26 protein-coding genes are annotated in these 24,543 nt (G+C 57.8%); 17 read left to right on the forward strand and 9 right to left on the reverse strand.

The genetic code is table 11. The annotated features are described in order from the left end of the window. Both ACR0AP_RS11275 and ACR0AP_RS11280 read right to left on the reverse strand, forming a co-directional pair. Positions 1-238 (reverse strand): hypothetical protein (locus tag ACR0AP_RS11275; RefSeq protein ID WP_480506824.1); only part of this gene is annotated, 238 nt, incomplete at its 3' end. 54 nt (positions 239-292) lie between these two features. Beyond that, entirely contained in the window at positions 293-1,006 is a 714-nt protein-coding gene (locus tag ACR0AP_RS11280; protein ID WP_480506825.1) for a uroporphyrinogen-III synthase, read from the reverse strand. 98 nt (positions 1,007-1,104) lie between these two features. Here ACR0AP_RS11280 and tsaD point away from each other — a divergent pair, with 98 nt between their 5' ends. The 5 genes from tsaD to ACR0AP_RS11305 all read left to right on the forward strand — a co-directional run bounded on the left by tsaD (position 1,105) and on the right by ACR0AP_RS11305 (position 5,310). Continuing rightward, the gene (gene tsaD / locus ACR0AP_RS11285; protein WP_480506826.1) at positions 1,105-2,202 is read left to right on the forward strand and encodes a tRNA (adenosine(37)-N6)-threonylcarbamoyltransferase complex transferase subunit TsaD; all 1,098 of its coding nucleotides are present in this window, start codon (positions 1,105-1,107) and stop codon (positions 2,200-2,202) included. Beyond that, on the forward strand, positions 2,199-3,161 hold the full coding sequence (locus ACR0AP_RS11290) for an NAD(P)H-dependent glycerol-3-phosphate dehydrogenase (RefSeq protein ID WP_480506827.1): 963 nt from the start codon (positions 2,199-2,201) through the stop codon (positions 3,159-3,161). Before tsaD ends, ACR0AP_RS11290 begins: the two co-directional genes overlap by 4 nt. A 1-nt stretch (position 3,162) precedes the next feature. Beyond that, the gene (locus tag ACR0AP_RS11295) at positions 3,163-3,432 is read left to right on the forward strand and encodes a YciI family protein (RefSeq protein WP_480482615.1); all 270 of its coding nucleotides are present in this window, start codon (positions 3,163-3,165) and stop codon (positions 3,430-3,432) included. After that, positions 3,432-3,854 (forward strand): EVE domain-containing protein, encoded by a 423-nt coding sequence (locus tag ACR0AP_RS11300; RefSeq protein WP_480506828.1) that lies wholly within the window; start codon positions 3,432-3,434, stop codon positions 3,852-3,854. Before ACR0AP_RS11295 ends, ACR0AP_RS11300 begins: the two co-directional genes overlap by 1 nt. Positions 3,855-4,014: 160 nt before the next feature. Next, complete coding sequence (locus tag ACR0AP_RS11305; protein ID WP_480506829.1) at positions 4,015-5,310, forward strand: hypothetical protein; 1,296 nt, start codon at positions 4,015-4,017, stop codon at positions 5,308-5,310. 219 nt (positions 5,311-5,529) lie between these two features. Here ACR0AP_RS11305 and ACR0AP_RS11310 read toward each other — a convergent pair whose 3' ends face one another. The 4 genes from ACR0AP_RS11310 to ACR0AP_RS11325 all read right to left on the reverse strand — a co-directional run bounded on the left by ACR0AP_RS11310 (position 5,530) and on the right by ACR0AP_RS11325 (position 8,577). Continuing rightward, entirely contained in the window at positions 5,530-5,871 is a 342-nt protein-coding gene (locus tag ACR0AP_RS11310) for a DUF2853 family protein (RefSeq protein WP_267366309.1), read from the reverse strand. A gap of 137 nt (positions 5,872-6,008) precedes the next feature. Then, on the reverse strand, positions 6,009-6,758 hold the full coding sequence (locus ACR0AP_RS11315; RefSeq protein WP_480506830.1) for an extensin-like domain-containing protein: 750 nt from the start codon (positions 6,756-6,758) through the stop codon (positions 6,009-6,011). A 13-nt stretch (positions 6,759-6,771) separates the two neighbouring features. After that, the gene (ahcY, locus tag ACR0AP_RS11320; RefSeq protein WP_480506831.1) at positions 6,772-8,160 is read right to left on the reverse strand and encodes an adenosylhomocysteinase; all 1,389 of its coding nucleotides are present in this window, start codon (positions 8,158-8,160) and stop codon (positions 6,772-6,774) included. A gap of 102 nt (positions 8,161-8,262) precedes the next feature. Then, a complete protein-coding gene (locus tag ACR0AP_RS11325; RefSeq protein WP_480506832.1) occupies positions 8,263-8,577 on the reverse strand; it encodes a hypothetical protein in 315 nt (104 codons plus the stop codon). Between the two features lie 206 nt (positions 8,578-8,783). Between ACR0AP_RS11325 and ACR0AP_RS11330 the strand changes: the two genes are divergently transcribed. Both ACR0AP_RS11330 and ACR0AP_RS11335 read left to right on the forward strand, forming a co-directional pair. After that, positions 8,784-9,377 carry an HD domain-containing protein gene (locus ACR0AP_RS11330; protein WP_480506833.1) on the forward strand — a complete coding sequence of 198 codons (594 nt, stop codon included), beginning with the start codon at positions 8,784-8,786 and terminating at the stop codon, positions 9,375-9,377. A 36-nt stretch (positions 9,378-9,413) separates the two neighbouring features. Then, positions 9,414-10,136: an SGNH/GDSL hydrolase family protein gene (locus ACR0AP_RS11335; RefSeq protein ID WP_480506834.1), complete on the forward strand. Its 723-nt coding sequence runs from the start codon at positions 9,414-9,416 to the stop codon at positions 10,134-10,136. Between the two features lie 38 nt (positions 10,137-10,174). Here ACR0AP_RS11335 and ACR0AP_RS11340 read toward each other — a convergent pair whose 3' ends face one another. After that, the gene (locus ACR0AP_RS11340) at positions 10,175-10,729 is read right to left on the reverse strand and encodes an ActR/PrrA/RegA family redox response regulator transcription factor (RefSeq protein ID WP_050604676.1); all 555 of its coding nucleotides are present in this window, start codon (positions 10,727-10,729) and stop codon (positions 10,175-10,177) included. Between the two features lie 81 nt (positions 10,730-10,810). Beyond that, complete coding sequence (locus ACR0AP_RS11345; protein ID WP_267366429.1) at positions 10,811-11,437, reverse strand: SCO family protein; 627 nt, start codon at positions 11,435-11,437, stop codon at positions 10,811-10,813. Positions 11,438-11,527: 90 nt separating this feature from the next. On the opposite strand from ACR0AP_RS11345, the gene regB reads away from it, so the two are divergent. From regB to ACR0AP_RS11395, 10 genes are all read left to right on the forward strand, one after another. Continuing rightward, positions 11,528-12,925, forward strand: a complete 1,398-nt coding sequence (gene regB / locus ACR0AP_RS11350; protein WP_480506835.1) for a sensor histidine kinase RegB — start codon at positions 11,528-11,530, stop codon at positions 12,923-12,925. Positions 12,926-12,991: 66 nt separating this feature from the next. Continuing rightward, positions 12,992-14,497: a PAS-domain containing protein gene (locus tag ACR0AP_RS11355; RefSeq protein WP_480506836.1), complete on the forward strand. Its 1,506-nt coding sequence runs from the start codon at positions 12,992-12,994 to the stop codon at positions 14,495-14,497. Between the two features lie 42 nt (positions 14,498-14,539). Then, positions 14,540-15,013 (forward strand): tRNA (adenosine(37)-N6)-threonylcarbamoyltransferase complex ATPase subunit type 1 TsaE, encoded by a 474-nt coding sequence (gene tsaE, locus ACR0AP_RS11360; protein ID WP_480506837.1) that lies wholly within the window; start codon positions 14,540-14,542, stop codon positions 15,011-15,013. Further along, entirely contained in the window at positions 15,010-16,014 is a 1,005-nt protein-coding gene (locus ACR0AP_RS11365; RefSeq protein ID WP_480506838.1) for an aminoglycoside phosphotransferase family protein, read from the forward strand. The genes tsaE and ACR0AP_RS11365 overlap by 4 nt, the downstream gene beginning before the upstream one ends. Next, a complete protein-coding gene (locus tag ACR0AP_RS11370; protein WP_480482593.1) occupies positions 16,011-16,697 on the forward strand; it encodes a nucleotidyltransferase family protein in 687 nt (228 codons plus the stop codon). Before ACR0AP_RS11365 ends, ACR0AP_RS11370 begins: the two co-directional genes overlap by 4 nt. Further along, positions 16,690-19,614 carry a double-strand break repair protein AddB gene (addB, locus tag ACR0AP_RS11375; protein ID WP_480506839.1) on the forward strand — a complete coding sequence of 975 codons (2,925 nt, stop codon included), beginning with the start codon at positions 16,690-16,692 and terminating at the stop codon, positions 19,612-19,614. Before ACR0AP_RS11370 ends, addB begins: the two co-directional genes overlap by 8 nt. Further along, positions 19,611-22,970: a double-strand break repair helicase AddA gene (gene addA, locus ACR0AP_RS11380; protein WP_480506840.1), complete on the forward strand. Its 3,360-nt coding sequence runs from the start codon at positions 19,611-19,613 to the stop codon at positions 22,968-22,970. Before addB ends, addA begins: the two co-directional genes overlap by 4 nt. Before the next feature lie 60 nt (positions 22,971-23,030). Beyond that, positions 23,031-23,351 (forward strand): thioredoxin, encoded by a 321-nt coding sequence (gene trxA, locus ACR0AP_RS11385; RefSeq protein WP_209505247.1) that lies wholly within the window; start codon positions 23,031-23,033, stop codon positions 23,349-23,351. Between the two features lie 73 nt (positions 23,352-23,424). Further along, positions 23,425-23,775 (forward strand): Lin0512 family protein, encoded by a 351-nt coding sequence (locus ACR0AP_RS11390; protein ID WP_480506841.1) that lies wholly within the window; start codon positions 23,425-23,427, stop codon positions 23,773-23,775. After that, positions 23,772-24,134, forward strand: a complete 363-nt coding sequence (locus ACR0AP_RS11395) for a Lin0512 family protein (protein WP_480506842.1) — start codon at positions 23,772-23,774, stop codon at positions 24,132-24,134. Before ACR0AP_RS11390 ends, ACR0AP_RS11395 begins: the two co-directional genes overlap by 4 nt. A 62-nt stretch (positions 24,135-24,196) precedes the next feature. On the opposite strand, the gene ACR0AP_RS11400 is transcribed toward ACR0AP_RS11395, so the two are convergent. Beyond that, positions 24,197-24,391 carry a DUF1127 domain-containing protein gene (locus ACR0AP_RS11400; RefSeq protein ID WP_209598523.1) on the reverse strand — a complete coding sequence of 65 codons (195 nt, stop codon included), beginning with the start codon at positions 24,389-24,391 and terminating at the stop codon, positions 24,197-24,199. Positions 24,392-24,543: the final 152 nt, after the last annotated feature.

Here is a 24,543-nt window from a genome sequence, read left to right on the forward strand (position 1 = left end):
CGGCTTCGGCTTCGGCTTCGGCTTCGGCTTCGGCTTCGGCTTCGGCTTCGGCTTCGGCTTCGGCTTCGGCTTCGGCTTCGGCTTCGGCTTCGGCTTCGGCTTCGGCTTCGGACAGGTCTTCTTCTACGGGTTCAGCCGGGTCAACAGGCGTATCTTCCTGCCGCAGATCAGTTTCAACTGCATCATCCGCTACGAGGGGTTCCACCGGCTTTTGATCGGATTTCTTCTTACCAGCCACCGCAATATTCCCCTTATCGAATCCAAATTCAGATGAATAACAGCCCAGGTTAAGTTAATCGGGGACCTCGCCACCCTCAACCCGCAACACATGTTTCACAAGCTTTTTAACAGCTTTACGCATTTTCTTGGGTGTCGGATGTTTTGCGATCTTCAGGTGCTCATAGCCCAAGGAATAAAGGGGATCAGCCGTAGCCTGGCTGATCGCAACCAGCCAAAGGGGGGCTGATCCGGCCCAGATATCGGCAAAATGTCGCGCCGTACGCGGCGAGAAAAGCGGAGCAATAATAGGCAGATCTCCTCTGGCGGCCTCGGTTGCCTCGGGTGTTAGCGGCAACAATCGCTGCTGATAGACCGGCTGTTCCCGAACGGTCAGACCAGATTCGGTCAGGCGGCCAGCGACATTGCCCCGTGTATGCTCACCTCGCAGGTGCAAAAGGGGGCTTTTGGGCCGATGCTTGAGCAGATGCCCGACCAATTCTTCTGCCGTGGTTCCAACCATCTTGGCCTGCCACCCGTACCCTTTCGCGGTACCGGTTGTTGCGGGTCCCACGCAATAGGCCGGCAGAGTGCGGTCAACACCTTTCGAGACCGCCGCATTCACCGCATTGGCCGATGTAAAGATCAATCCCTTTACACCTTTGGTATCCACCGCAACTGGCAGAGGCCGGATTTCCATGATCGGCGAATAGAGGACCTGAATCCGGGATCTGACGCGGGTTGGCAGCTGCTCGACAAACCTTTCCGAGGCGGAGCGAGGGCGGGTCATCAACAAAAACAACGTGTGGCGCCTTGACCCTTCAGGATTGTTTGCATCCGCGCAGGGTGATACCCCGCCGTATATACATGATGCAACGGATCAGGGTGATGGTGCAAACACTTACCGTATTGGGTTTGGAAAGCAGCTGTGACGACACAGCCGCAGCCGTCGTGCGCCAGACCGAAGGTGCCAAAGCCGAAATCCTGTCTTCTGTGGTGCACGGTCAAACCGATCTGCACAGCGCCTTTGGCGGTGTCGTGCCCGAGATTGCAGCCCGTGCGCATGCCGAAAAGCTGGATGTCTGCGTCGTGCAGGCGCTGGAGGCCACCGGTCTGTCGCTGCGCGACATGGACGCCATTGCCGTCACCGCCGGGCCCGGTCTGATCGGAGGGGTCATGTCCGGTGTCATGTGTGCCAAAGGGCTGAGCGCCGCCACGGGCCTGCCGCTGATTGGCGTCAATCATCTTGCGGGTCACGCCCTGACACCCCGCCTGACGGACGGCGTCGCCTTCCCTTACCTCATGCTTCTGGTGTCGGGCGGCCATTGCCAATACCTAATCGCCCATAGCCCCGAGCAGTTTACCCGCCTGGGCGGCACCATCGACGATGCGCCAGGGGAAGCCTTTGACAAGACCGCTCGCCTGCTGGGCCTGCCGCAACCCGGCGGCCCGTCTGTCGAGGCTGAGTCCTGTGATGGTAATCCCCAGCGGTTCCGCTTTCCCAGGCCACTGCTCGACCGGCCCGGCTGTGACTTGTCTTTTTCGGGGCTGAAAACAGCGTTGATGCGGATGCGCGACCAGATCGTAGCCGACAAGGGTGGGCTGACCCGTCAGGACCGTGCTGATCTGTGCACAGGATTCCAGCAGGCCATAGTGGACACATTGGCCGAGAAAACCCGCCGCGCGATTGATCTGTACCTTGATCACAACCCTGTTGATCCCGTTGTCGCGGTCGCAGGGGGGGTAGCAGCGAATTCGGCTATTCGGACAGCGTTAGAGTCTGTTTGCGCCCAGCAAGGCGCCCGGTTTACGGCACCTCCGCTGGCTTTGTGCACGGACAATGCCGCGATGATTGCCTATGCGGGTCTTGAGCGCTTTCGCACCGGCGCGCGCGACGGTCTGGACCTGACTGCCCGCCCCCGCTGGCCGCTGGATCAACGCAGCCCGGCCATGCTGGGCAGCGGTAAGAAAGGGGCCAAGGCATGAACGTATCTGTCCTGGGATCCGGTGCGTTTGGTACCGCTTTGGCGATCTCGCTGTCAGGCAACGGGCCGGTAACTCTGTGGTCCAGAAACGCCGATCAGGCGCGGCAGATGCACGAGACGCGCGAAAACTCCACCCGGCTGCCTGGGGTTTCCTTACCCACGAACATCGCCGTAACCGCAAATATCGCTGAGGCGTCGAAGGCTGACATTCTGCTTTTAGCCGTTCCTATGCAGCAATTGCGCAGCGCCTTGCAGGATCACTCCCCGGTGCTGCGCGGCAAGACATTGGTCGCTTGCTGTAAGGGGATAGAGTTGGATTCTGGCCTCGGGCCCGTTGCGGTCATCAGGGATGTTGTCCCCGACGCCCCGATCGCTTTGCTGACAGGACCCAGCTTTGCAGATGACATAGCGCGCGGTTTGCCCACTGCGTTGACACTGGCTTGCGGTGATACGAATCTTGGCAAAGCTTTGCAGACCGAGCTGGCCACTGCGAATCTGCGCCTCTATCGGACCACTGACACCATAGGTGCTGAACTTGGCGGGGCGCTGAAGAACATCATGGCCATCGGTTGCGGCGCAGCAATCGGCGCGGGGTTGGGGGACAGCGCCCGGGCCGCGTTGATGACTCGCGGTTTTGCGGAAATGCAGCGCTTTGCCACCCTGCGTGGCGCGCGTCCTGACACCCTGATGGGCTTGTCCGGGCTTGGGGATCTGGTGTTGACCTGTTCCTCAGAGCTGTCCCGAAACTACCGTTTTGGCCATAGTTTGGGTCTGAACCAACCATTTGACCAACATACAACCGTCGAAGGCGTTGCCACCGCGCGAGCTATGTCAGAGATTGCCGTCAAAGAGGGGCTGGACATGCCCATCAGTACAACTGTGGCGGATCTGAGCCATGGTGCCTACAGTGTGACCGAGGCCATCCAAAACCTGCTCAATCGCCCACTCAAGGAGGAATAACATGCTGATCGCACTCATCGCCCGTGACAAAGCCGGGGCGCTGCAAACCCGATTGGACAATCGCGCGGCCCATCTAGCCTATATCGAAGAAACGGGTGTTGTATCGCAGGCAGGGCCGCTGCTGGATGGCGACGCTATGATCGGTTCGCTGGTTGTGCTCGACGTCGAAGATCTGGCTGCCGCGCAAAACTGGGCAGATAATGACCCCTATGCGAAGGCGGGATTGTTCCAGTCGGTTGAGCTGATTCCCTGGAAAAAGGTGATCGGCTGATGGCATATTGGCTTTTCAAGTCCGAACCTTCGACCTGGAGCTGGGACCAGCAAATGGCCAAGGGGGACACGGGCGAGGAATGGGACGGTGTGCGCAACTATCAGGCGCGCAATTTCATGCGTCAGATGGCCATTGGGGATTGGGGATTCTTCTACCACTCTCAAAAGGACAAATCGGTTGTGGGTATTGTCGAGGTATGCGCCGAGGCACATCCCGACAGTTCCACCGATGACGAGCGCTGGGAATGCGTGGATATCAAGGCCGTCCGGTCCTTTTCCAAGCCCGTGACACTGGACCAGATCAAGGCCGACGAACGGCTTGCCGACATGGTGCTGGTGAAAAACTCTCGTTTGTCGGTGCAGCCGGTAACTGACGATCAATGGAAGGCGATCTGCGCCTTGGGTGAAACGCAGCCGGATTAACCTGCCGACCCGTATCAAGTGCAAAACTTCTCAAACGTCCGGCAAGGTGTTATGTTTCCAAGGGTTACGCCGGGTGGGGACCTGAAGGTTATGATTGCTCTGGTCGTAACCGCTTGGTGTTGTTCGGATAAATTCGATATGTTTTGAAAGTTTGAACCCCGTGTCTGACAACGAAAACGGCAACGGGACGCTCGATAACACCGTTGCTGCGAAAAGCACGAAAACCTGGGAAGCGCGCCTGAAAGAAGCGCGGGAAAAACGCGCGTCAGTGCTTGCGAAGGCGCAAGAAGAGACGTCGGAAGAACCTGTTTCGACATCTGTCCAGACAGACGAACCACCCCCGCCGGATGATACAGATACAGAGCAGATCGTTTCCGAGCGGGTCCGCTCGCTAAATCTGGACAAACCGCGCGTCAGAAAAAAACGGAAAACTTGGGTCGCGTTAGTACTGGTTGCCCTTTTGTGTGGGGCCGCCTTGCAATGGGTCATTGCAAATCTTTTAGATGAGTGGCCGCCCGCAGATGCAGAAGACCTGGCCGTTCTGAATGCGCTTTCTGAAACCTTTCTGGTCCCCGAAGAACAGCCTGAGGCTGCAACCACCAGCCTGCCGGACGCAATAGACACTCCTACGCCAGAGGGTCTGTTGGTTTCAGGGGCCCCTGAGCCTGAGCCTCTCTCAATCCCCGCCGACGTCAGCGAACCCCTGGACGAGCCTAATAGCGAGTCCGTCGATCCGGTAATTTTGGATCACTCCGATGTAACCCCTTCCGAGGAGACGGAAAGCGCTGTCATGCCGGAAAGCGAGTTTACAACCGGCCCGAATCCTGAAGCGGCAACGGAGAAGCCGGAGATTTCCTTAACACCGCCCAGGATTTTCATTCCGGCCCAATTGGAGCCCACGTTGGCCGTCACAACTGCGTCAGACATTCATGCCGCGATTCCGGCCTGGTATGATTCGCGACTTCGCAATCCCAATCCGCTGAACAAGGGCGGATTATCGCAAGTGTCGCTGATAGCCCATGATCCTATTCCGCCAGGGATCGATACACCCGCTAATCGGCCCTACACCGAGGTGAAACCGCTGCCTGCGACTCCGGGCATTGATCTTGAGGTCTCGCTTTTTGTACCGTCGAGAGTTTCGCAAGAGACCAGCAACCGGGCGTTGGAACTGCTTGCCCGAAGTCAGGCAACGGTGGTGGCAACAGCTCGGGTGGGATACCGGGTCCGAGAAACCCAGGTCCGGTTTTACCATCCCGATGACGCCGAAAACGCTGCCATGGCCGCCGATGCACTTGGGGGTGTCGCACGGGATTTCACAAACTCGGGCAGCAAGACGCGGCCCGGGCGGATCGAGGTTTATCTGGAAGGCAGCGGCGGAAATGTGGACGACAATTCTACGGTTCAACCTGACAACGCAGAAAGCCTCATCGCGCGTATTTTGAGAGAGTTCAGATGATAAATGAGGGAAGGTTCTGACGATACAGAGCCTTCCCTACCCCCGCGTGCTCCCTACTCACCACACGCGTATGGAAATGTCTGGTTCTGACCGTCCTGGTCACGGTTTGACTTTAGCCTAACCGCGCCCGGCGTTTCAAACGCCAAGTCCTTAAAAAACAATTCAAATACAAAACGCCTGCCGGGTAGACGACAGGCGTTTCAGGAATGCGCGGTTAGATCAGCCGTAAACGGCTTCTTTTCCGAAATGCTTGGTCAGCATGTAATAGACCACGGCGCGGTATTTGTTGCGCTCGGACATGCCATAGGTTTCCATGGCTTTGTTGATCGCTGCCATCAGCTCGGGACCATCGGACAGGCCCAGTTTCTTGATCAGGAAGTTGTTCTTGACGGTTTCCAATTCGGACTCCTGGCTGGCTGCAACAGTTGCCGCATCTGCGTCATAAATCGCCGGGCCGCAACCGATTGTGACCTTGGTCAGCAGGTCCATATCGGGGTTCATCCCACACTTGTTTTTCAGATCTTCAGCGTATTTGGCGATCAGCTCGTCGCGCTTGCCCATGTCCTAATCTCCTTAATCCGTTAATCCGGCACCAATCACCGATAGCCGAGATTAGACGTTTCACAGGTCTGCCAAAAAGGATAAAAAACTGCGTTTCCTCCCCCTTAACCGGGACTGGAATTCACAGGATGCAAGACCTATCTGCAGTACCCCCAGCCAGAACCTTGCAGGTGGAAATGATCCGCGTGCAAGCGATTGAAGTCCGGGCCCAGAACCACACGAAACCAGTCGCACGCGCCCCGCCAGATTTGCCGCAGAAATGCGGGTTCGGGTCCGGTGCCTTGCCAGTCATTTAACGGGGTCAGCACGCGGCCATCGCTCGTCACCACACCGATGATATCGATCGAGTCTGCACGGGCATGGCTGCTCCATCCATTGTTTTCACCCTGCAGGGTGCGCATGCGCCTGCAGTTGTAACTTCCAACATGGCGCAATCGGGCAATACCGGTTCCAAGCAGTTCGTGCGCGGCCGGCAGCACGACATGGTGTTCCCACATCGCCAGCCGCAATGTTGTGGCGCAACTGGTTTCAACGGCTTCGATATGCGAAGTGGCCAGTCGGGTCAGAAGGCCGCGTGCGGCAATGCCACAATTCTGATCAACGACCAGATCCTCCATCGCCTCGAAATGAACACCCGCTTCGGCCAACGTAGCCCGACACTGGGTTTCATCCGCCACGGTGCGGTTCAGTTGATATCGGGTGACCGGCGTCACCGGTGCGCTGACCTTCAGGTCGCGCAAAGGGTTCCAGTGTGATGGCACCGGTGTCTTTGGATGCGCCAACAGCACCCAGCCGCCGCAGCCCAGCACGATCATCACAACCAAAACTCTGAAAACGAAGAACGCCGCCGAGTAAAGAAACCGGCGGCGTCCGTTGTTCTGCGTCATCGTCAGACGACAATCAGTAGCGGTAGTGTTCCGGCTTGTACGGACCTTCTGGCTTGACGCCAATATAAGCGGCCTGATCCGCATCCATCTGGGTCAGCTTCACACCGATGCGATCCAGATGCAGGCGGGCCACTTTTTCGTCCAGATGCTTGGGCAGGATGTAGACCTTGTTCTCGTACTGGTCACCTTTGGTGAACAGCTCGATCTGTGCCAGAACCTGGTTGGTGAACGAAGCCGACATCACGAAAGACGGGTGACCTGTGGCATTGCCAAGATTCAGCAGACGGCCTTCAGACAGCAGGATCAGACGGTTGCCCGAAGGCATCTCGATCATGTCCACCTGCTCCTTGATGTTGGTCCACTTGTGGTTCTTCAGGCTAGCCACCTGAATCTCGTTGTCGAAGTGACCGATATTGCCAACGATGGCCATGTCCTTCATCTCGCGCATATGCTCGATGCGGATCACGTCCTTGTTGCCGGTGGTGGTGATGAAGATATCCGCGCTGGCAACTTCGTCTTCCAGCAAGGTCACTTCGAACCCATCCATCGCAGCCTGCAGCGCGCAAATCGGGTCAACTTCGGTCACCTTCACGCGCGCACCCGCGCCGCGCAGGCTGGCGGCCGAGCCCTTGCCCACGTCGCCATAGCCGCAAACCACGGCAACCTTACCGGCCATCATGGTGTCGGTGGCGCGGCGAATACCGTCAACCAGCGATTCCTTGCATCCGTATTTATTGTCGAATTTCGATTTTGTGACCGAGTCATTCACGTTGATCGCCGGGAACGGCAGGTGGCCGTCTTTCACCAGCTGATACAGACGGTTCACGCCGGTGGTGGTTTCCTCGGACACGCCCTGAATCTGGTCGCGCATCTTGGTGAACCAACCGGGGCTGGCCGCCATGCGCTTGGCGATCTGCTTCTTGATCACCTCTTCCTCTTCCGAACCCGGAACTGGGATGATGTCTTCGCCCGCTTCGGCACGTGCGCCCAGCAGGATGTACAGGGTCGCGTCACCACCATCGTCAAGGATCATGTTCGGACCGTCTTCGAACAGGAAGGATTTATCCAGGTAATCCCAATGCTCTTCCAGTGTTTGACCCTTGATCGCGAAGACAGGAATGCCCGCCTCGGCAATCGCGGCAGCGGCATGGTCCTGCGTCGAGAAGATGTTGCACGACGCCCAGCGCACGTCCGCACCCAGCGCAACCAGTGTTTCAATCAGAACGCCGGTCTGGATGGTCATGTGCAGCGACCCAACGATACGCGCACCTGTCAGAGGCTTGCTGTCCCCATATTCCGCACGCAGGGACATCAGCCCCGGCATCTCGGTTTCGGCAATGTCCAATTCCTTGCGGCCGAACCCGGCCAGCGAAATGTCTTTAACGATATAGTCCACGGCCATCAGGCGCTCCATTTTCGGTAAGTCATAGTCCCGGCTGCCCCTAGCATTCCTTGGGGCAGGTGGCAACTTTGAAGACTGTTACCGGAAGCCTGGTGGCCGCTTTCAGCTTGGCGTGCCTTCGATTTTTATCTTTGGTATCGCTTCAAAAAAATCTGTGCCAACGGCAACAATACAGCTGATTCCGTTCGCATTGGTTACCAAAACGGTATAACTGCCCGTTTCCTTCGAGGCCCAGACCTCCATCACCGACTGTGCGCTGCGTGTCTTTTGCAAACCGCCAAAGGCCAATTCTTCGGCGTAGTTTTCCTGCAATTTGGCGACAATATCGTCGCGTTCTGCACAACTCCGGGCAAAAGCTGGTGGGGCAGTCGCGGCCATTCCAAAGGTCAGGGCAATGGCAAACAAACGCTTGAACATGACAAACTCCTATCGTTTCGCGTTTCACGGTCGAGAGGAGCACACCGGGAGAAGCATGTGCCCCCCTCGGTTTTGATGTCGGGATCATGGCGCGCCGTTTCAAAGCACATATGCTCAAGAAACTGTTGGCAGCAAGTGATCCAGACAGGTACATCATAGCACAAAAATATGGCGCAATCGCGTCCGGTCAGACGAGGCATAGCAAAATGGCAACACAACCCAGAGCATGGCAGCGCATGTTATCGGGGCGTCGGCTGGACCTGCTGGATCCGACCCCGGTGGATATCGAGATCGAAGATATCGCGCATGGGCTTGCTTTTGTGGCACGTTGGAACGGGCAGACACGCGGCGATTTCGCCTATTCAGTCGCCGAGCACTCCCTGTTGGTTGAGGAGCTCTTTGGCAGAATTGCCCCCAAGACACCCGTCAAGTGGCGGTTGGCAGCCCTGTTACATGACGCGCCGGAATACGTGATCGGCGACATGATTTCGCCGGTCAAATCCGCTGTGGGCCCCGGTTACGGCGCCTTGGACGACCGGCTGGCGGCGGCGATCCACATCCGGTTCGGTCTGCCCGCTGAGGTGCCAAAAGCGGTGAAACGGCAGATCAAGAAAGCCGACAAGATCAGCGCCTGGATGGAGGCCACCCAAATCGCAGGGTTTTCTGACGCTGAGGCAACGAAATTCTTTGGTCGCCCGGATAAAGCGGTGATGGAGGGATTGGAGATTACGCTGAGACCACCGGTCGAAGTAAGGAAAGCCTACACAGATCGGCACACAGTGCTTCTCGCGCTACTTTAGCGACGTGCAACCTGAACAGCTAAAGGTAATGGTGAAATGAGCGCGAAACGACCGATTGGGAACCGGATCTTGCTTGCAACAAATTTGGTGCTGATCCTGGCGCTAGCAGCCGTGTTGATCAGAACTGGGTATCTGGCGAAGACAGTACGCAAGCTTACCGGAGCGCATACTCCCGTCACAGAAACTAAACACTATCAGACAATGGTGTGGCTGCACAAACGACCGATTTCCCAAGTTCTAGCGTCACCGAATATTCAAATCGCATTTATTGGTGATTCCATCATCGAGGGATGGCTAACCAGCAACATCGTTTCAAACGCATTGAATCTGGGAATCAGTCGGGACACAACCCAAGGCTTAATAGCAAGGGTACACCCGGAGCTCATCACTCATGTTCCGGTCTGGTACTTGGGTGTTGGGGTTAATGACGCCCTGAACGACACACCTCTGGAGGAGGTTCCGAAATATGTTAAGCAGTTAGCGGATGTGTTCACCTCCGTAGACAGATTGATCTGGCGTGCCGTTCTGCCTGTCGCAAGCGAAACTTGGACTATCGAAAACGAAACGTTTCGAACCACCTACAACATTGCAGCACAACAAGCTTGCTTGGAGATGGGAAACTGCACGTTTCTCAACTCCCCTCCCGGGTATAGTGATAACATCGACAAGTGGACATCGGACGGCCTACACCCCAATCCAATCGGTTATCGTCACCTGACACAGCAGCTTTGCGCTGAAATAAAGTGTTCCCTTCAGTGACGCTGAGTGGGGTTTTTTGCGGTGATTAGGTTATAGTCTCAACGCGGGCTGCGTTTCGCTAGTATCCGCTGCAAGGTCCGGCGGTGCATGTTCAGCCGCCGTGCGGTCTCACTGACATTCCGGTCGCACAGCTCATAAACCCGCTGGATGTGCTCCCAACGCACGCGGTCCGCGCTCATGGGGTTTTCCGGCGGCGGCGGCAGTTCGTCACCCTTGGCCAGCAGCGCATTGGTGATGTCGGTGGCGTCGGCGGGTTTCGACAGATAATCGGTTGCGCCGATTTTTACGGCGGCGACTGCGGTCGCAATCGCCCCGTACCCGGTCAGAACCACGACCCGGCTGTCGGGGCGCTTTTCGCGCAGAACCTCAACCACATCCAGACCATTGCCATCCTCCAGTCGCAGATCAACCACCGCATAGGCCGGCGGGCGGGCGGTGGAAATGGCGCGGCCTGCGGCGACGGATCCTGCGGTTTCAACCTCGAACCCACGCTTTTCCATGGCCTTGGCCAAACGTCTCAGGAACGGCTCGTCATCATCCACCAAAAGCAAGGATTTGTCAGGGCCGATATCAAGCTGAGAACTGTCTGCCATATGTTAGGTCTTTCCGCTATTTCATGCCTTTGGCTTAAACATGAGTAATAGCAGCGCAGAAACAAAGGTCAAACAACCTTGTTAATGCGCTGCCTGGTCCAGAAAGCACCCGACCCTGTCCGCCATCTGTTCGGCCGTGTCATCGCGCTTGAAGAATTCAAGGAAACCATGTTCGGGCGTCACCAGATATGTGAAGGTGGAATGGTCAACAAGGTAGAATTCGTCGCTTTTATCCTGTGCCTTGTAATAGGTCTTGTAAGCCTTGCTCGCCGCCCTGACCTGTTCGGGTGAACCGGTCAAGGCAATCGTTTTGCCGCCTAAGTTAAAGGCATAATCATCCACAACCTCGGGCGTGTCCCGTTCGGGATCGATCGAGATGAACAGCGCAGTGGCCGACTGTCCGCGCTGGTTCAGGATATCCACGGCCTCAACATTGCGGGACATGTCAAACGGGCAGACATCGGGGCAGAATGTGTATCCGAAATAGACAAGTGTGGGTTCGGTGATCACGTCTTTGTCGGTCACCGTCTCACCTTTGCCATTCACCAGTTCAAACGGCCCGCCGATAGCAGCGGTCCCCCCGGCGATCTGCCCGGATCGGCACTGTGCAAACTGGTCGCCGGATCCGCCCCCACGCGTCAAAAGCCACATCGCACCTAGGCCAATAGCCAGAACGAGAGTTGCAAGAATTGCGTATAGGCGGGTCATTTCGGTTTTCCGGTCGCAAGGGGTTGTTGATCGTTCCGGCCGGGACACCTATCAAGATGACCAGCCTTTGCAACAGGACATAAGCGACCGATGGCAGATTCCAATCAGACTTTTTGGCGCGGCCAGGAACGCAGCAGCTGGATCCGCCTGCGCACCCTGATCCTGTTGCGATGGGTTGCCATTTTTGGTCAGATCACCGCCATCACCGTGGCCCAGCAATACTATCACGTGCAGCTGGAACTGGGCCTGTGCTATCTGGCCATCGGGATCTCGGTCATGGGTAACCTGACTGCCATTCTGTTGTTTCCACAGAACAAGCGGATGTCCGAGTTCGAAAACTTCCTGATGGTTCTGTTCGATCTGCTGCAACTGTCGATCTTGTTGTATCTGACGGGCGGTCTGAACAACCCCTTTGCGCTTCTGCTTTTGGGGCCGGTCACGATTTCCGCCAATGTGATGAGCACACGGTCGACCTTGATTGTCGGGGCTGTTGCGATTGTTCTGACCACTTTGCTGGCGGAATTCCACCTGCCGCTGCGAACCAACGTCGGGGTGGTTCTGGACATTCCGGAAATCCTGCTGTTTGGCAACTGGGCTGCTATCATTATCGCCATCGTCTTTATCGGTGCTTATTCTCACCGCGTCAGTTCCGAGGTTCAGTCCATGTCCGAAGCGCTGGCTGCCACCCATATGGCACTGGCGCGCGAGCAAAAGCTGACCGATCTTGGCGGCGTGGTCGCCGCCGCCGCGCACGAGCTGGGCACCCCTTTGGCCACGATCAAACTGACGAGTGCGGAACTGATCGAAGAGCTGGATGACCGTCCCGACCTCAAGGAAGATGCCGCCTTGATCCGCGAACAAGCCGATCGGTGCCGCGACATTCTACGCGATATGGGTCGTGCCGGAAAAGATGACCTGCATTTGCGGCAGGCTCCGCTTTCGACGGTGGTGAACGAAGCCGCCGAGCCACATGTTGACCGGGGCAAGGTCGTTCATTTTTCGGAAGGCCCGGTGCAGGACGGAGACGTGCTGCAACCCTCGATCCTGCGAAAGCCCGAGATTATTCACGGGCTTCGCAACCTGATCCAGAATGCCGTGGACTTTGCCCGCGCGAATGTCTGGGTCGAAGCCGAATGGACAGACAGCAGGATCACCGTCAGCATCATGGATGACGGGCGAGGCTACCCGTCGCACATGATTGGACGCATCGGTGACCCCTTCATGCGCCGCAGACGGGCCGAAGCCGACCTGCGAACCCGCCCGGAATACGAAGGCATGGGACTGGGACTGTTCATCGCAAAAACGTTGCTGGAACGCAGCGGGGCCGAACTGAAATTCGCAAATGGCACGGACCCGTATCAGCACCTGACCGATCAAAAAGACCGGACAGGTGCGATCGTCAAGGTCTCGTGGCCGCGCAATCTAATTGACGCGCAAAAGGGTGACACGCCGGTTCCATCCGGTTCCAACAAGCGCATTCAGGTATGAGTTAAGGAGCCGTTAACTAATCCTGCCCATAGTCAGCCGGGGTTTGGTTCTACCTTGGGGATATTAATGGCCGACTGGATCATTTTGGCCGCGATCAGCCTGGTATCGGGATGCTTTGCCGTGCAATGGTTATTGCCACGCCAGACGCGACGCGACGATGTCTTTGGCTTGTTTTCGACAACATCCCTGTTCGATGCGGTATTCCTGTTTGATGGTGATCGCCTGATCAGCCATTCCGATATCGCGCTTGCCGGGTTCGAACATGTTGGAAGCTGGCAGGGCTTGCGTTGCCTGCTGCAAAGGGATTTCCCCACCTTCCCCGAAACACCCGAAAAGGTTCGCGATCAAAATGTAATGGTAATCTCGGCCATTGATTGCACAGTCGAACGCGAAGTGGTGTGTGAATGGATCGACGGTATTGTCCGCGTGCGTCTGCACGAACCGGCCAGAATCGCTCCGACCGGGTCAAGCGCGCTGAGTGAACCGAGCCGTCTGGCCATGGAACAGGCCCCCTATCCGGTATGGTTGCTGGATCACAACAGCCAAGTGCAATGGTGCAATGCAGCTTATGTCACGCTTGTTCGCCGGGCCCGTGGTCAGGATGCCGATCTGACTGCCCCGCTTTTTCCGGACTCCTCTGATGCGCCGTCGCTCGGAAAATCAAGGGTGGCGGTGGATGTGACAGGAACCAACAGCAAGTTGTGGTTCGACCTGACGCAGATCGGGCAGGACGGCGGGCGGTTATGTTACGCCACAGACATCAACGCCATTGTCGAAGCGGAAACTGCGCAACGCAAGTTCGTGCAGACCATGACCAAGACCTTTGCTCAACTTTCGATTGGCCTGGCCATTTTTGACCGCAACCGGCAACTGGCGCTGTTCAACCCGGCCCTGATCGATCTGACCACGTTGCCGCCGGATTTCCTCAGCTGCCGCCCGAATATCAGCAGTTTCTTCGACCGACTAAGGGATCAGCATATGATGCCAGAGCCCAAGAACTACCGTACATGGCGGCGTCAGATGAACGACCTGCTCGAAGCGGCCGAGGGCGGCAATTACCACGAAACATGGTCGCTTCCCTCTGGCTCGGTTTATTCTGTAAGCGGCAGGCCGCATCCCGACGGGGCTGTTGCGTTTCTGTTCGAAGATATTACGGCCGAAATCACGTTGACGCGCCGCTTCCGGTCCGAGATGGATCTGATGCAATCCATACTGGACAAGCTGGCCGATGCAATCGCTGTATTTGCCGATGATGGCACCCTGGCCCTTACCAACTACGCCTACGAAAAGCTTTGGGGCGACGCACAGGAAATCGGCTTTCAGACAGACACGGTCACCGATGTCACACGGCGGTGGCAGGACCATTGTGTTGCTACGCCGATCCTCGGAGAGATCCGGGATTTCGTCGAAATGCGGGATAACCGGGCGGAATGGACGGCTGAAATCCGGATGCGGTCGGGAATTACTTTGGACTGCACGGTTTCACCGGTTCATAACGGTGCGACGATCGTGCGGTTTGCACCCGTGGATCTTCTGACAAAAACCACCCCGTTGGAACAGATCAGCGCCTGAACCGGGGTTGCAGCCGATTGGGCAGAACGTCATTGTGGCGCCATGACGACGCCCCCCCAAACCCTGACCTTCAGATCGCCCGATGAAACCGCAGATTTTGCGACCCGTGTCGGGTCTTCGCTTGATGCCGGGGATGTCCTGTTGCTTAGTGGTGCAATCGGCAGCGGCAAGACGCATTTCGCACGCAGCCTCATTCAATCACTCATGCCTGAACCGGAAGATGTGCCGTCACCCACATTCACTTTGGTTCAGACCTATGACACCCCTGCCGGTGAGATCTGGCACTGCGATCTTTATCGGCTGAACGCGTTAGAGGAAGTGGATGAACTGGGTTTGGTCGACGCCTTTGACACAGCAATCTGCCTTGTGGAATGGCCGGAAAAGCTGGGCGCACTAGCCCCTGCCGCTTCGTTAAAGCTGGCCTTCGAAACAGACCCTGACACAGAAGAAACCCGCCACGTGTCCTTGTCATGGACCGATCCGAAATGGGTAGAAAAGCTGGAGAGTGCAGGATGACAAACAGGACAATCCTGGCAGAGGCCCTTATTGCGCAAACTCCTTGGGCCGGTGCAACGCGTGCACCACTGGCCGGCGACGCATCGAACCGCAGGTACGAACGCGTGACCGATCCGTTCAGTGGGCGAACGGCTGTCCTGATGGATGCACCACCTGACAAGGGCGAAAGCGTCGAATCGTTTGTGCGTGTTGCCGAGTATCTGCGTTCAATTGGCCTGAGTGCGCCCGAGATTTACGCAGAAGACGCTGAATATGGATTTCTGCTGCTGGAAGATCTGGGTGATGATCTGTTTGCACGCGTCCTGAAAAAAGACCCGTCCAAAGAACGCCTTTTGTACGAGGCCGCAACAGACGTGTTGCTTCACTTGCATCAGGCCCCAGTATTGTCGCTACCGTCCTACGACCCGGCCCTGATGACGGACCTGGCGGCGCTGGCGCTTACGAAATATGCCGCGGGCATTCAGGGCAATGTTGATCAGGACGTTCTGGACCGGTTCGAACTTCGGTTTGCTGATATTTTGCACCGTGAAACCTCTGGGGACAAAGTTGTCATTCAAAGGGACTATCACGCAGAAAACCTTCTTTGGCTGCCCGAGCGCGACGGCATAAGGCGCGTCGGATTGCTGGATTTCCAATTGGCCATGCTGGGGCACCCCGCCTATGATCTGGTGTCCTTGCTTCAGGACATTCGCCGCGATGTTTCGGTCGGGACAGAAATGCAGATGATCAACCGCTATATTGCAGGATCAGGTATGGACGATCACGAGTTTCGGACCGCGTACAGCGTATTGGGTGCGCAGCGAAATCTTCGCATCCTGGGCGGTTTTTCGCGGCTGGCAACCGATTACGGCAAGCCGCAATATCTGGACATGATCCCGGCGGTCTGGTCGCACCTCATGCGGGATCTGGAACACCCTGCCCTTGTTTCGGTGGCCTCGCTGTTGCACGACGCTCTGCCCCGACCAACACCTCAGAATTTGGCCAGGCTGTGGCCGCAATGACCGGATCGCCCTTTGCCGTAATGTTGTTTGCCGCCGGGTTTGGCACCCGTATGGGCGCGTTGACCAAGGACCGACCCAAACCGCTGATCGAAGTGTCCGGGTGCCCCCTGATCGACCATGCGCTGGACCTTGTCGACAACCTTGGCCCTGTTCGCACAGTGGCAAACGTGCATTACCACGCCGATCAGCTCGACGCGCATCTCGGGCCTAAAGGCATTCTGATATCGCGGGAGGAGCCGGATATCCTGGAAACCGGCGGCGGGTTGCGCGCAGCCCTGCCATTGCTGGGCACCGACCCTGTGTTCACCCTGAATACCGATGCAATCTGGTCCGGCCCAAATCCATTGAAACTGCTGCAAAACGCATGGGACCCGTCCCGCATGGATGCGCTTTTGATGTGTGTTCCGACTGCGCAGGCCATTGGTCACAACGGGCCGGGTGATTTTACCGCTGATCGGTTGGGGCGGATCACGCGTGGACCCGGATTGGTTTACGGGGGTGCACAGATTCTCAAGACACAAGGGTTGCACGCCTTCTCGCAGCCAGCGTTTTCGTTGAACCTGCTTTGGAACCAGATGCAGGATCAGGGGCGTTTGTTCGGCATCGAGTATCCCGGTCGCTGGTGTGATGTGGGTCACCCCGATGGGATCGCTCTGGCCGAGGATTTGCTGGCAGATGTTTGACCCCGGACCCCTGCCCCGCGTCTTCGCCGTCCCGCCCGGTACGGATTTCCCCAAGGCGTTGGTCGACGGCCTGAGGCGGCGTTGTTCAGGCCCGCCCGAAGCTATGGCGCGGGTGGAACTGGTGTTGAACACGCGGCGTATGGAACGGCGCGTACGTGACCTGTTCAATCAGGGGCCGCCTTGCCTGCTGCCCCGCATCTCTCTGGTTACCGATCTGGGGGACAGTGCTGATCTGGCGCATATTCCACCTGCCATTCCGCCCCTTCGGCGGCGTCTGGAGTTGACACAGCTGGTCGCCAAATTGTTGGAACAACAACCGGATCTGGCCGCGCGGTCGTCGGTTTTTGACCTGTCCGACAGTCTGGCGGCGCTGATTGACGAAATGCAGGGTGAAGGTGTGTCGCCGGACACAATCCGGGGGCTGGATGTCAGCGACATGTCCGGCCATTGGGCGCGGGCTCAGACCTTTATTGGTATCGCAGATCATTTCATTGACACGGGCTCGCAGGTGATGGACGCGCAGGCCCGCCAACGCCGCGTGGTCGAAAACCTGATCGCCCGCTGGCAAACCGATCCCCCCCTGCATCCGGTTATACTGGCCGGGTCGACCGGTTCGCGCGGCACCACGCTGATGCTGATGGACGCCGTCGCGCGCTTGCCGCAAGGGGCGCTGGTACTGCCCGGATACGATTTCGACCAGCCGGATCGCGTTTGGGAAGGGTTGGATGATGCGTTGACTTCGGAAGATCATCCGCAATACCGGTTTCGCAAGCTGATGCACGGGCTGGGCCTGTCACCCGGCCAGATCACCCCCTGGACAGACCTGAACGCCCCCTCGCCTGCCCGTAACCGTCTGGTTTCCCTGGCTTTGCGCCCGGCCCCGATCACCAATGCCTGGATGAGCGAAGGCCCGAAACTGGCTGATCTACTCGGCGCAACCAAAGACCTGACACTGGTCGAGGCGCAATCACCGCGGGACGAGGCTTTGGCCATTGCCCTGCGCCTGCGAAAGGCTGCTGAAACCGGTCAGACCGCCGCCCTGATCACGCCCGATCGCATGTTGACCCGTCAGGTCAGCGCCGCGCTGGATCGGTGGAACATTCTGGCGGATGACAGCGCCGGTTTGCCGCTGCAACTCTCTCCTCCGGGCCGGTTTCTGCGACATGTGGCTGGTCTGTTCACGCGCCGTCTGGAGGGCGAGGCGCTGCTTACCTTGCTAAAACACCCTTTGTGCCATGACGGCAGTGAACGCGGTAACCATTTGCTGCACACGCGTGATCTGGAACTGGACCTGCGCCGCAATGGCCCGCCATTTCCGGATGGCACCAGCCTCACCGCATTTGCAGTACGCAAAGAAGCCCCCGAGGCCTGGGTTCAATGGGTTGTTCACCACTTCTGCGATCAACAGATCGGTGGCGAGTTGGCGCTTTCCGACTGGGTAGATCAGGTCACAACACTGGCCGAGGCGATCTCGGCTGGCAGTGCAGGTGAAACCGGCACGTTGTGGGACAAGAACGCGGGTCAAAAGGCACTGGCAGTGCTGAATTCCCTCAGGGATGAGGCGCAACATGGCGGGCCTATGATGGCCCATGATTTTGCCGATCTTCTGGGCGCATTGCTAGCAGGGGAAGAGGTCCGCGACCGCGACGCGCCACATCCGCATATTATGATCTGGGGCACACTCGAAGCGCGGGTACAGGGTGCAGACCTGTTGATCCTTGGCGGATTGAACGAAGGCAGTTGGCCAGAAGCCCCGGCTCCTGACCCCTGGCTGAACCGGCAGATGCGTGACAAAGCGGGGTTGTTGTTGCCCGAACGGCGGATTGGCCTGTCGGCGCATGATTTTCAACAGGCCATCGGCGCGCCCGAGGTCTGGCTAACCCGCGCAACCCGCTCGGACGATGCGGAAACGGTGCCATCCCGTTGGGTGAACCGGCTGACGAACCTGTTGCAAGGCCTGCCTGAGCAGGGTGGCCCCCAAGCGCTGGCCGGAATGCGCGCCCGTGGCCAAAACTGGCTGAATTGGTCCGAGGCTCTGGAAGACGCGCCGCGCATTGACCCCGCGCCGCGCCCATCCCCGCGCCCGCCAGTTGCCGCGCGTCCACGTCACCTGTCAGTAACGGAAATCAAGCGGCTAATCCGCGATCCTTATGCCATCTATGCCAAGCATGTGCTGCGTTTGAAACCTCTCGACCCGCTTGTCCAGGCTCCCGACGCGTTGTTGCGGGGGATCGTGATCCACGAAATCCTCGAGCATTTCGTCAAGGATAGCGTGCTCGACAACGCCTTGCTGACGCGTGAGAATTTCCTGAAGCGCGCGCACGCATTGCTGGAGCAGCATGTCGCCTGGCCCACGGCGCGGCACCTGTGGCTGGCGCGACTGGAACGGATCGCAGACGACTTTATCAGCGCCGAACTTTCGCGCCGGGGTGACGGTGGGCCAGTGGCCTTTGAAGCAGCGATGAAGCTGGTGCTGAACCCGCTGGATTTCACCCTCACGGGGCGCGCTGACCGGCTCGATCACAACAGCCGGGGGGCCTTGCGGATCATCGACTATAAAACTGGCGCGCCTCCGACAGAAAGCCAGCAGTCCAAATTCGACAAGCAATTGCTGATCGAGGCCGCAATGGCCGAGCAGGGCGGTATCGAAGGGCTTGACCCGATGGCGGTGGCAGAGGCGATCTTCATCGGGATGGGCGGTACCTATAAAGAGGTGCCCGCGCCGCTGCTGAAAGAACCCGCCGACAAGGTTCTGGCCGAACTAAAAGAGCTGATTTCAGCCTATTTAGAGCCTGATCAGGGATATTCATCCCGCCGAATGCTGCACAAGGATACGGATATCGGTGACTATGATCATCTGGCCCGGTTCGGCGAGTGGGACCGGACAGCCGAAACGCGCCCCGAGGACCTGACATGAGCGCGCGCAACGAAGCCACCGAACGGCAGGTGCAAGCCGCGCGACCCGATGCCTCGACCTGGCTGGCCGCCAATGCGGGGTCAGGAAAGACACGGGTTCTGACCGATCGGGTGGCGCGCCTGCTGTTGGGTGGCGTCCAGCCACAACACATTCTTTGCCTGACCTATACCAAAGCTGCTGCCAGCGAGATGCAGAACCGGTTGTTTGACCGTCTTGGCAAATGGGCAATGCTGGAAGATGCCAGGCTGCAAAAGGACCTGGCCGAACTGGGCGTGACCGGCGCCATCGATTCAGACCGGTTGGCACAAGCGCGCACCCTGTTTGCCCGCGCCATTGAGACGCCGGGCGGCTTGAAGATTCAGACAATTCACTCGTTCTGCGCCTCGTTGCTGCGTCGTTTCCCGCTCGAGGCCGGGGTCAGCCCGCAGTTTTCGGAAATGGAAGACCGTGCGGCAGCTTTGCTGAGGGAAGAAATTGTTGAAGATTTCGCAGAAGGCCCGCAGACCAAGCTGATCGAAGACGTGGCCCGGTTTATCACCGATACAGGCTTTGACAAGCTGACTGCGGCGATCACCCAAAAGCGCAACCTATTCGCGCAGCAACTGGATTGGCCTGATCTGTTGCAACGCTTCGAACTGCCCTCGCATTTCGACGATAATGCGTTGTTCCAAAGCGTTTTTCTGGGTGGTGAGGTTGAGCTGATCCAGTCAATTTTGCCCCTGTTACTCGAAAGTGGCGGCAATAATGCCAAGGCAGCGGCAAAGCTGGCAGGCTTCACCGAAGCACGATTGGCTCACTTGCCCATGCTGGAAGACGTGCTGCTGACAGGAAAAGGCGCAAAAGAACCGTTCACCGCCAAGATCAACGGCTTTCCCACCAAACCCCTTCGCGAAGGTGCGCTGGCGGACCGGATGCCTCAACTCGAAGCTCTCATGCTGCGGGTTGAAGCTGCACGCGAACGCCGACTGGCGCTTGTTGCAGCCCAGAAAACCGCTGTATTGCACCGCTTTGCCGCTGCATTCCTACCGGAATATGAACGCCGCAAGCAGTTGCGGGGGTGGCTGGATTTCGACGATCTGATTCTGCGCGCACGTCAGGTTCTGAATGACCCGGCGGTGGCCGAATGGGTGTTGTACCGTCTGGACGGGGGTATCGACCACATACTTGTCGACGAAGCGCAGGACACCAGCCCCGATCAATGGGATGTGGTCGAAAAACTGGCTCAGGAATTCACCAGTGGGGAGGGGGCCCGATCAGGGGTCGAGCGCACGATTTTTGTGGTCGGCGACAAAAAACAATCGATCTATTCCTTTCAGGGTGCCGATCCGCAGGCTTTTGACCGGATGCAGGAGGAGTTTGACCGAAAACTCACTGAATCAGGCTCTAAACTGTGGGGTTCGACGCTGGAATATTCCTTCCGATCCTCCAGCGCGATCTTGTCTCTGGTCGACACGCTTTTTTATAACCGAACCGATGCAGGATTTCAGAAGGAAAGCCAGCACCGCGCCTTCAAATCCGATTTGCCCGGTCGGGTTGATCTTTGGCCCGTTGTCGAAAAAGTCGAAGACGCGGAGGAGGGGGACTGGACTGATCCGGTGGACCGACCCGGATCACGGCATCATACCGTTATTCTGGCCGAACGGGTGGCTGCGTCGATCAAAAAAATGATCGATGGCGGCGAAACGATCCCTGAAGACGGGGACACGCAGGGCCAGTTTGTTCGACGCAAAGTGCAACCGGGTGATTTTCTGATCCTTGTGCAACGCCGGTCCGACTTGTTTGCCGAAATCATTCGCGCCTGCAAGGTTGCCGGGCTTCCCATCGCCGGGGCGGACCGGCTGAAAGTGGGTGCCGAACTTGCGGTCAAGGATCTGGCTGCGCTGCTTAGCTTTCTGGCCACGCCCGAAGACAGCCTGTCTCTGGCAACGGTTCTGAAATCCCCGCTGTTCGGATGGTCCGAGCAGCAGCTTTTCGATCTGGCCCATCGGCGGGAGGAGCAATTCCTGTGGGCTGCTTTGCGCAGACGTGCCGACGATTTCCCCAAAACCCTGGCCGTGCTGAACGATCTGCGCAGTCAGATCGACTTTCTGCGCCCCTATGACCTGATCGAACGCATTCTGACCCGACATGACGGGCGGCGAAACCTGTTGGGCCGACTGGGACCCGAGGCAGAAGACGGTATCAATGCCCTGCTGTCGCAGGCGTTGGCCTACGAGCGGACGGATATCCCCAGCCTGACGGGATTTCTGGTCTGGATGCAGACCGACGATCTGGAAATCAAACGACAGATGAGCGGGGTCGGCAATATGATCCGGGTGATGACGGTGCACGGCTCGAAAGGTCTGGAGGCTCCGATCGTCATTCTGCCGGATACCGGCAAACGTCAGCCGCCACGCGACGCCGAAATCATGGTGGCAGACGGGACACCGCTGTGGAAGGTTTCGGCAGACCAATCGCCAAACCTGATCACTCACGCCCGGTCAGAGGCGCGCACCCGCGAGGAAAACGAACGGCTTCGCCTGCTATATGTGGCTCTAACACGGGCCGAAAAGTGGCTGATCGTGGCGGCGGCGGGTGATTTGGGTAAAGATGGCAACAGCTGGTACCAGATGGTAGAAGCGGCGATGGAAAAGGCCGGGGCAACGCAACTGCCTGGTTCAGATAAACGTCGGCTGTCCCATGGCGACTGGGATGGGTTGCCATTGGTCGAGCAGTCAGTTGCATTGGCCAAACATTCAGAACTGCCCGACATGTTCCTGCACCCCGCACCAGAACCAGTTGTACCGGCGGCCTCTATCAGCCCTTCGGATCTGGGTGGTGCCAAGGCGTTGCCGGGTGACGCTGGTCTGGATGAAGACGCTGCCAAACTGCGCGGAACCCGCGTGCACCTGCTGCTTGAGCATCTGCCCAAAGTCACGCAGAACCACTGGCCAGAGCTTTGTGCCCGCCTGCTGCCCGAGGTGAGGCAAGAGGATCAGGGCGCATTGCTGACCGAAGTCACAGGCGTACTGGCATCCGAAAGCCTGCGACACATTTTCACGCAGGACACATTGGCCGAAATACCTGTTACTGCCGACCTGAACGGGCAGCGAATGTATGGGATTATCGACCGCCTGATCGTGACAGACACCGAAGTCCATGTGATTGATTTCAAATCAAATGCCACCGTTCCGAACCGGGTCGAAGATTGCCCCGAAGGGTTGCTTCGCCAAATGGGCGCGTATGCGCAGGCCCTGTCGCAGATCTATCCAAACCATAAGATACGCACCGCAATCCTCTGGACAAGAACGGCAAATCTTATGTGGCTGCCACACGATCTTGTGACGGATGCCGTGGCCTGCACCCAGATATCTTGACCTTACCTACTGCCACCCCTACCTTCACAGCCCAAGCGCATATCATTCAGGAGACATAATATGTCGACCGTAGCCGTCACCGACGAAACCTTTGACGCCGAAGTCAAGAACTCGGACGTTCCAGTTGTAGTGGATTTCTGGGCCGAATGGTGCGGACCCTGTAAGCAGATTGGTCCGGCACTGGAAGAGCTGGCCGCCGAATATGGCGGCAAGGTCAAGATCGCAAAGGTGGACGTGGACAACAACCCGAACTCTGCCGCCGCCATGGGCGTGCGCGGCATCCCGGCGCTGTTCATCTTCAAGGACGGTCAGGTTGTATCGAATCGCGCAGGCGCTGCCCCCAAAGCCGCGCTGCAAAGCTGGATCGACGAATCCATCTGATCTGGCGATAACAGATTGTTCAAAAGGCGTCTCAGATCGGGGCGCCTTTTTTGTTGAAGCAGCGGGGAAGCCAATGGCAAAAACGCGCGTTCTTGTAGAGTTCGGGATGGGCACATCCCTGCGCCGGATGGACTATACCGAGGCGTCGCTGCGGGCGATCAGAGACGCGCTGTGGCACAACTCGGTCAATATGGCCGAGCTGTTTGGTTTCCCGAAAGAGGTGATGATCATCGATGCCGAGATCGGCGTGCAGCAGCCGGATCAAGTGGATACAGACGCCCTCAAAGCCGTTTTCCCTTATGGCCAGCCCAACATTACTGTCACAAAGGGTGGGCTGGACATCGAAAAACCGCATGGCGACGGCCACACGGTCATCGCCAACGCCGCACTGATCGTTTCTTTCGACATGGACCCTGCGCAATGAGTGAAAAGCGGATCATCCTGGAAATGGGCACCGGCAATGACCTTTATGGTCAGGATTATACCAAAGCAGCCCGCCGCGCGGTTCAGGACGCGCTGCATCATTCATCCATCACGCTGTTTTCAAAGCTGGGGATCGATCACAACGAAATGCGCGTGCGCGTGACAATCGGCGTTCAGAATCCGGAACAGGTGAATTGCGAGTTGGTTGCTGTCGACTTGCCGCGAGGCCGGGCCGAGGTTCGCGCGGTTAAAGGTGGTATGGATGTCGCCGATGAAGAAGCTGGCACTCTGCACGTCATTGCAACTGCCGCGGTCGAAGCCTTTTTACCCGACCTTGCCGGGCAATACGTCCAGGGCTGAGCAACGAAAAAGCCGCTCGGAAATCCGGGCGGCTGGTTCGGTTTGACGATCTGTCGGTTGGATCAGAGTTTAGCGATATCCGCGCGGCTCAGACCGATATCGTCCAGCTGCGTGTCGCTGAGTTCCGACAGAAGGTTCCGTGTTTTACGGGCTTCATTCCATGCGACAACACTGTCGAATGCATTGATGAAAACGTCCGCCACGTGCAGGATGGTAGCTGCTCCGAGCGGCGCATGAATATTAGCTGTAGTTGCCATGTGCGCAGTCCTTATTGAAGAAACAGCCGACCCGTCGTCGGTTGTGAGCCTCATCTAGTACCGCTTGGCCGGACTCACAATTGCTGGTCCGGTAACCCCGAATTGCATTTTTTGCATATCTTTTGGGCAGTTTGGCAATGGGTTGCGCCAAC

This window comes from Ruegeria sp. AF7 (assembly GCF_056541885.1).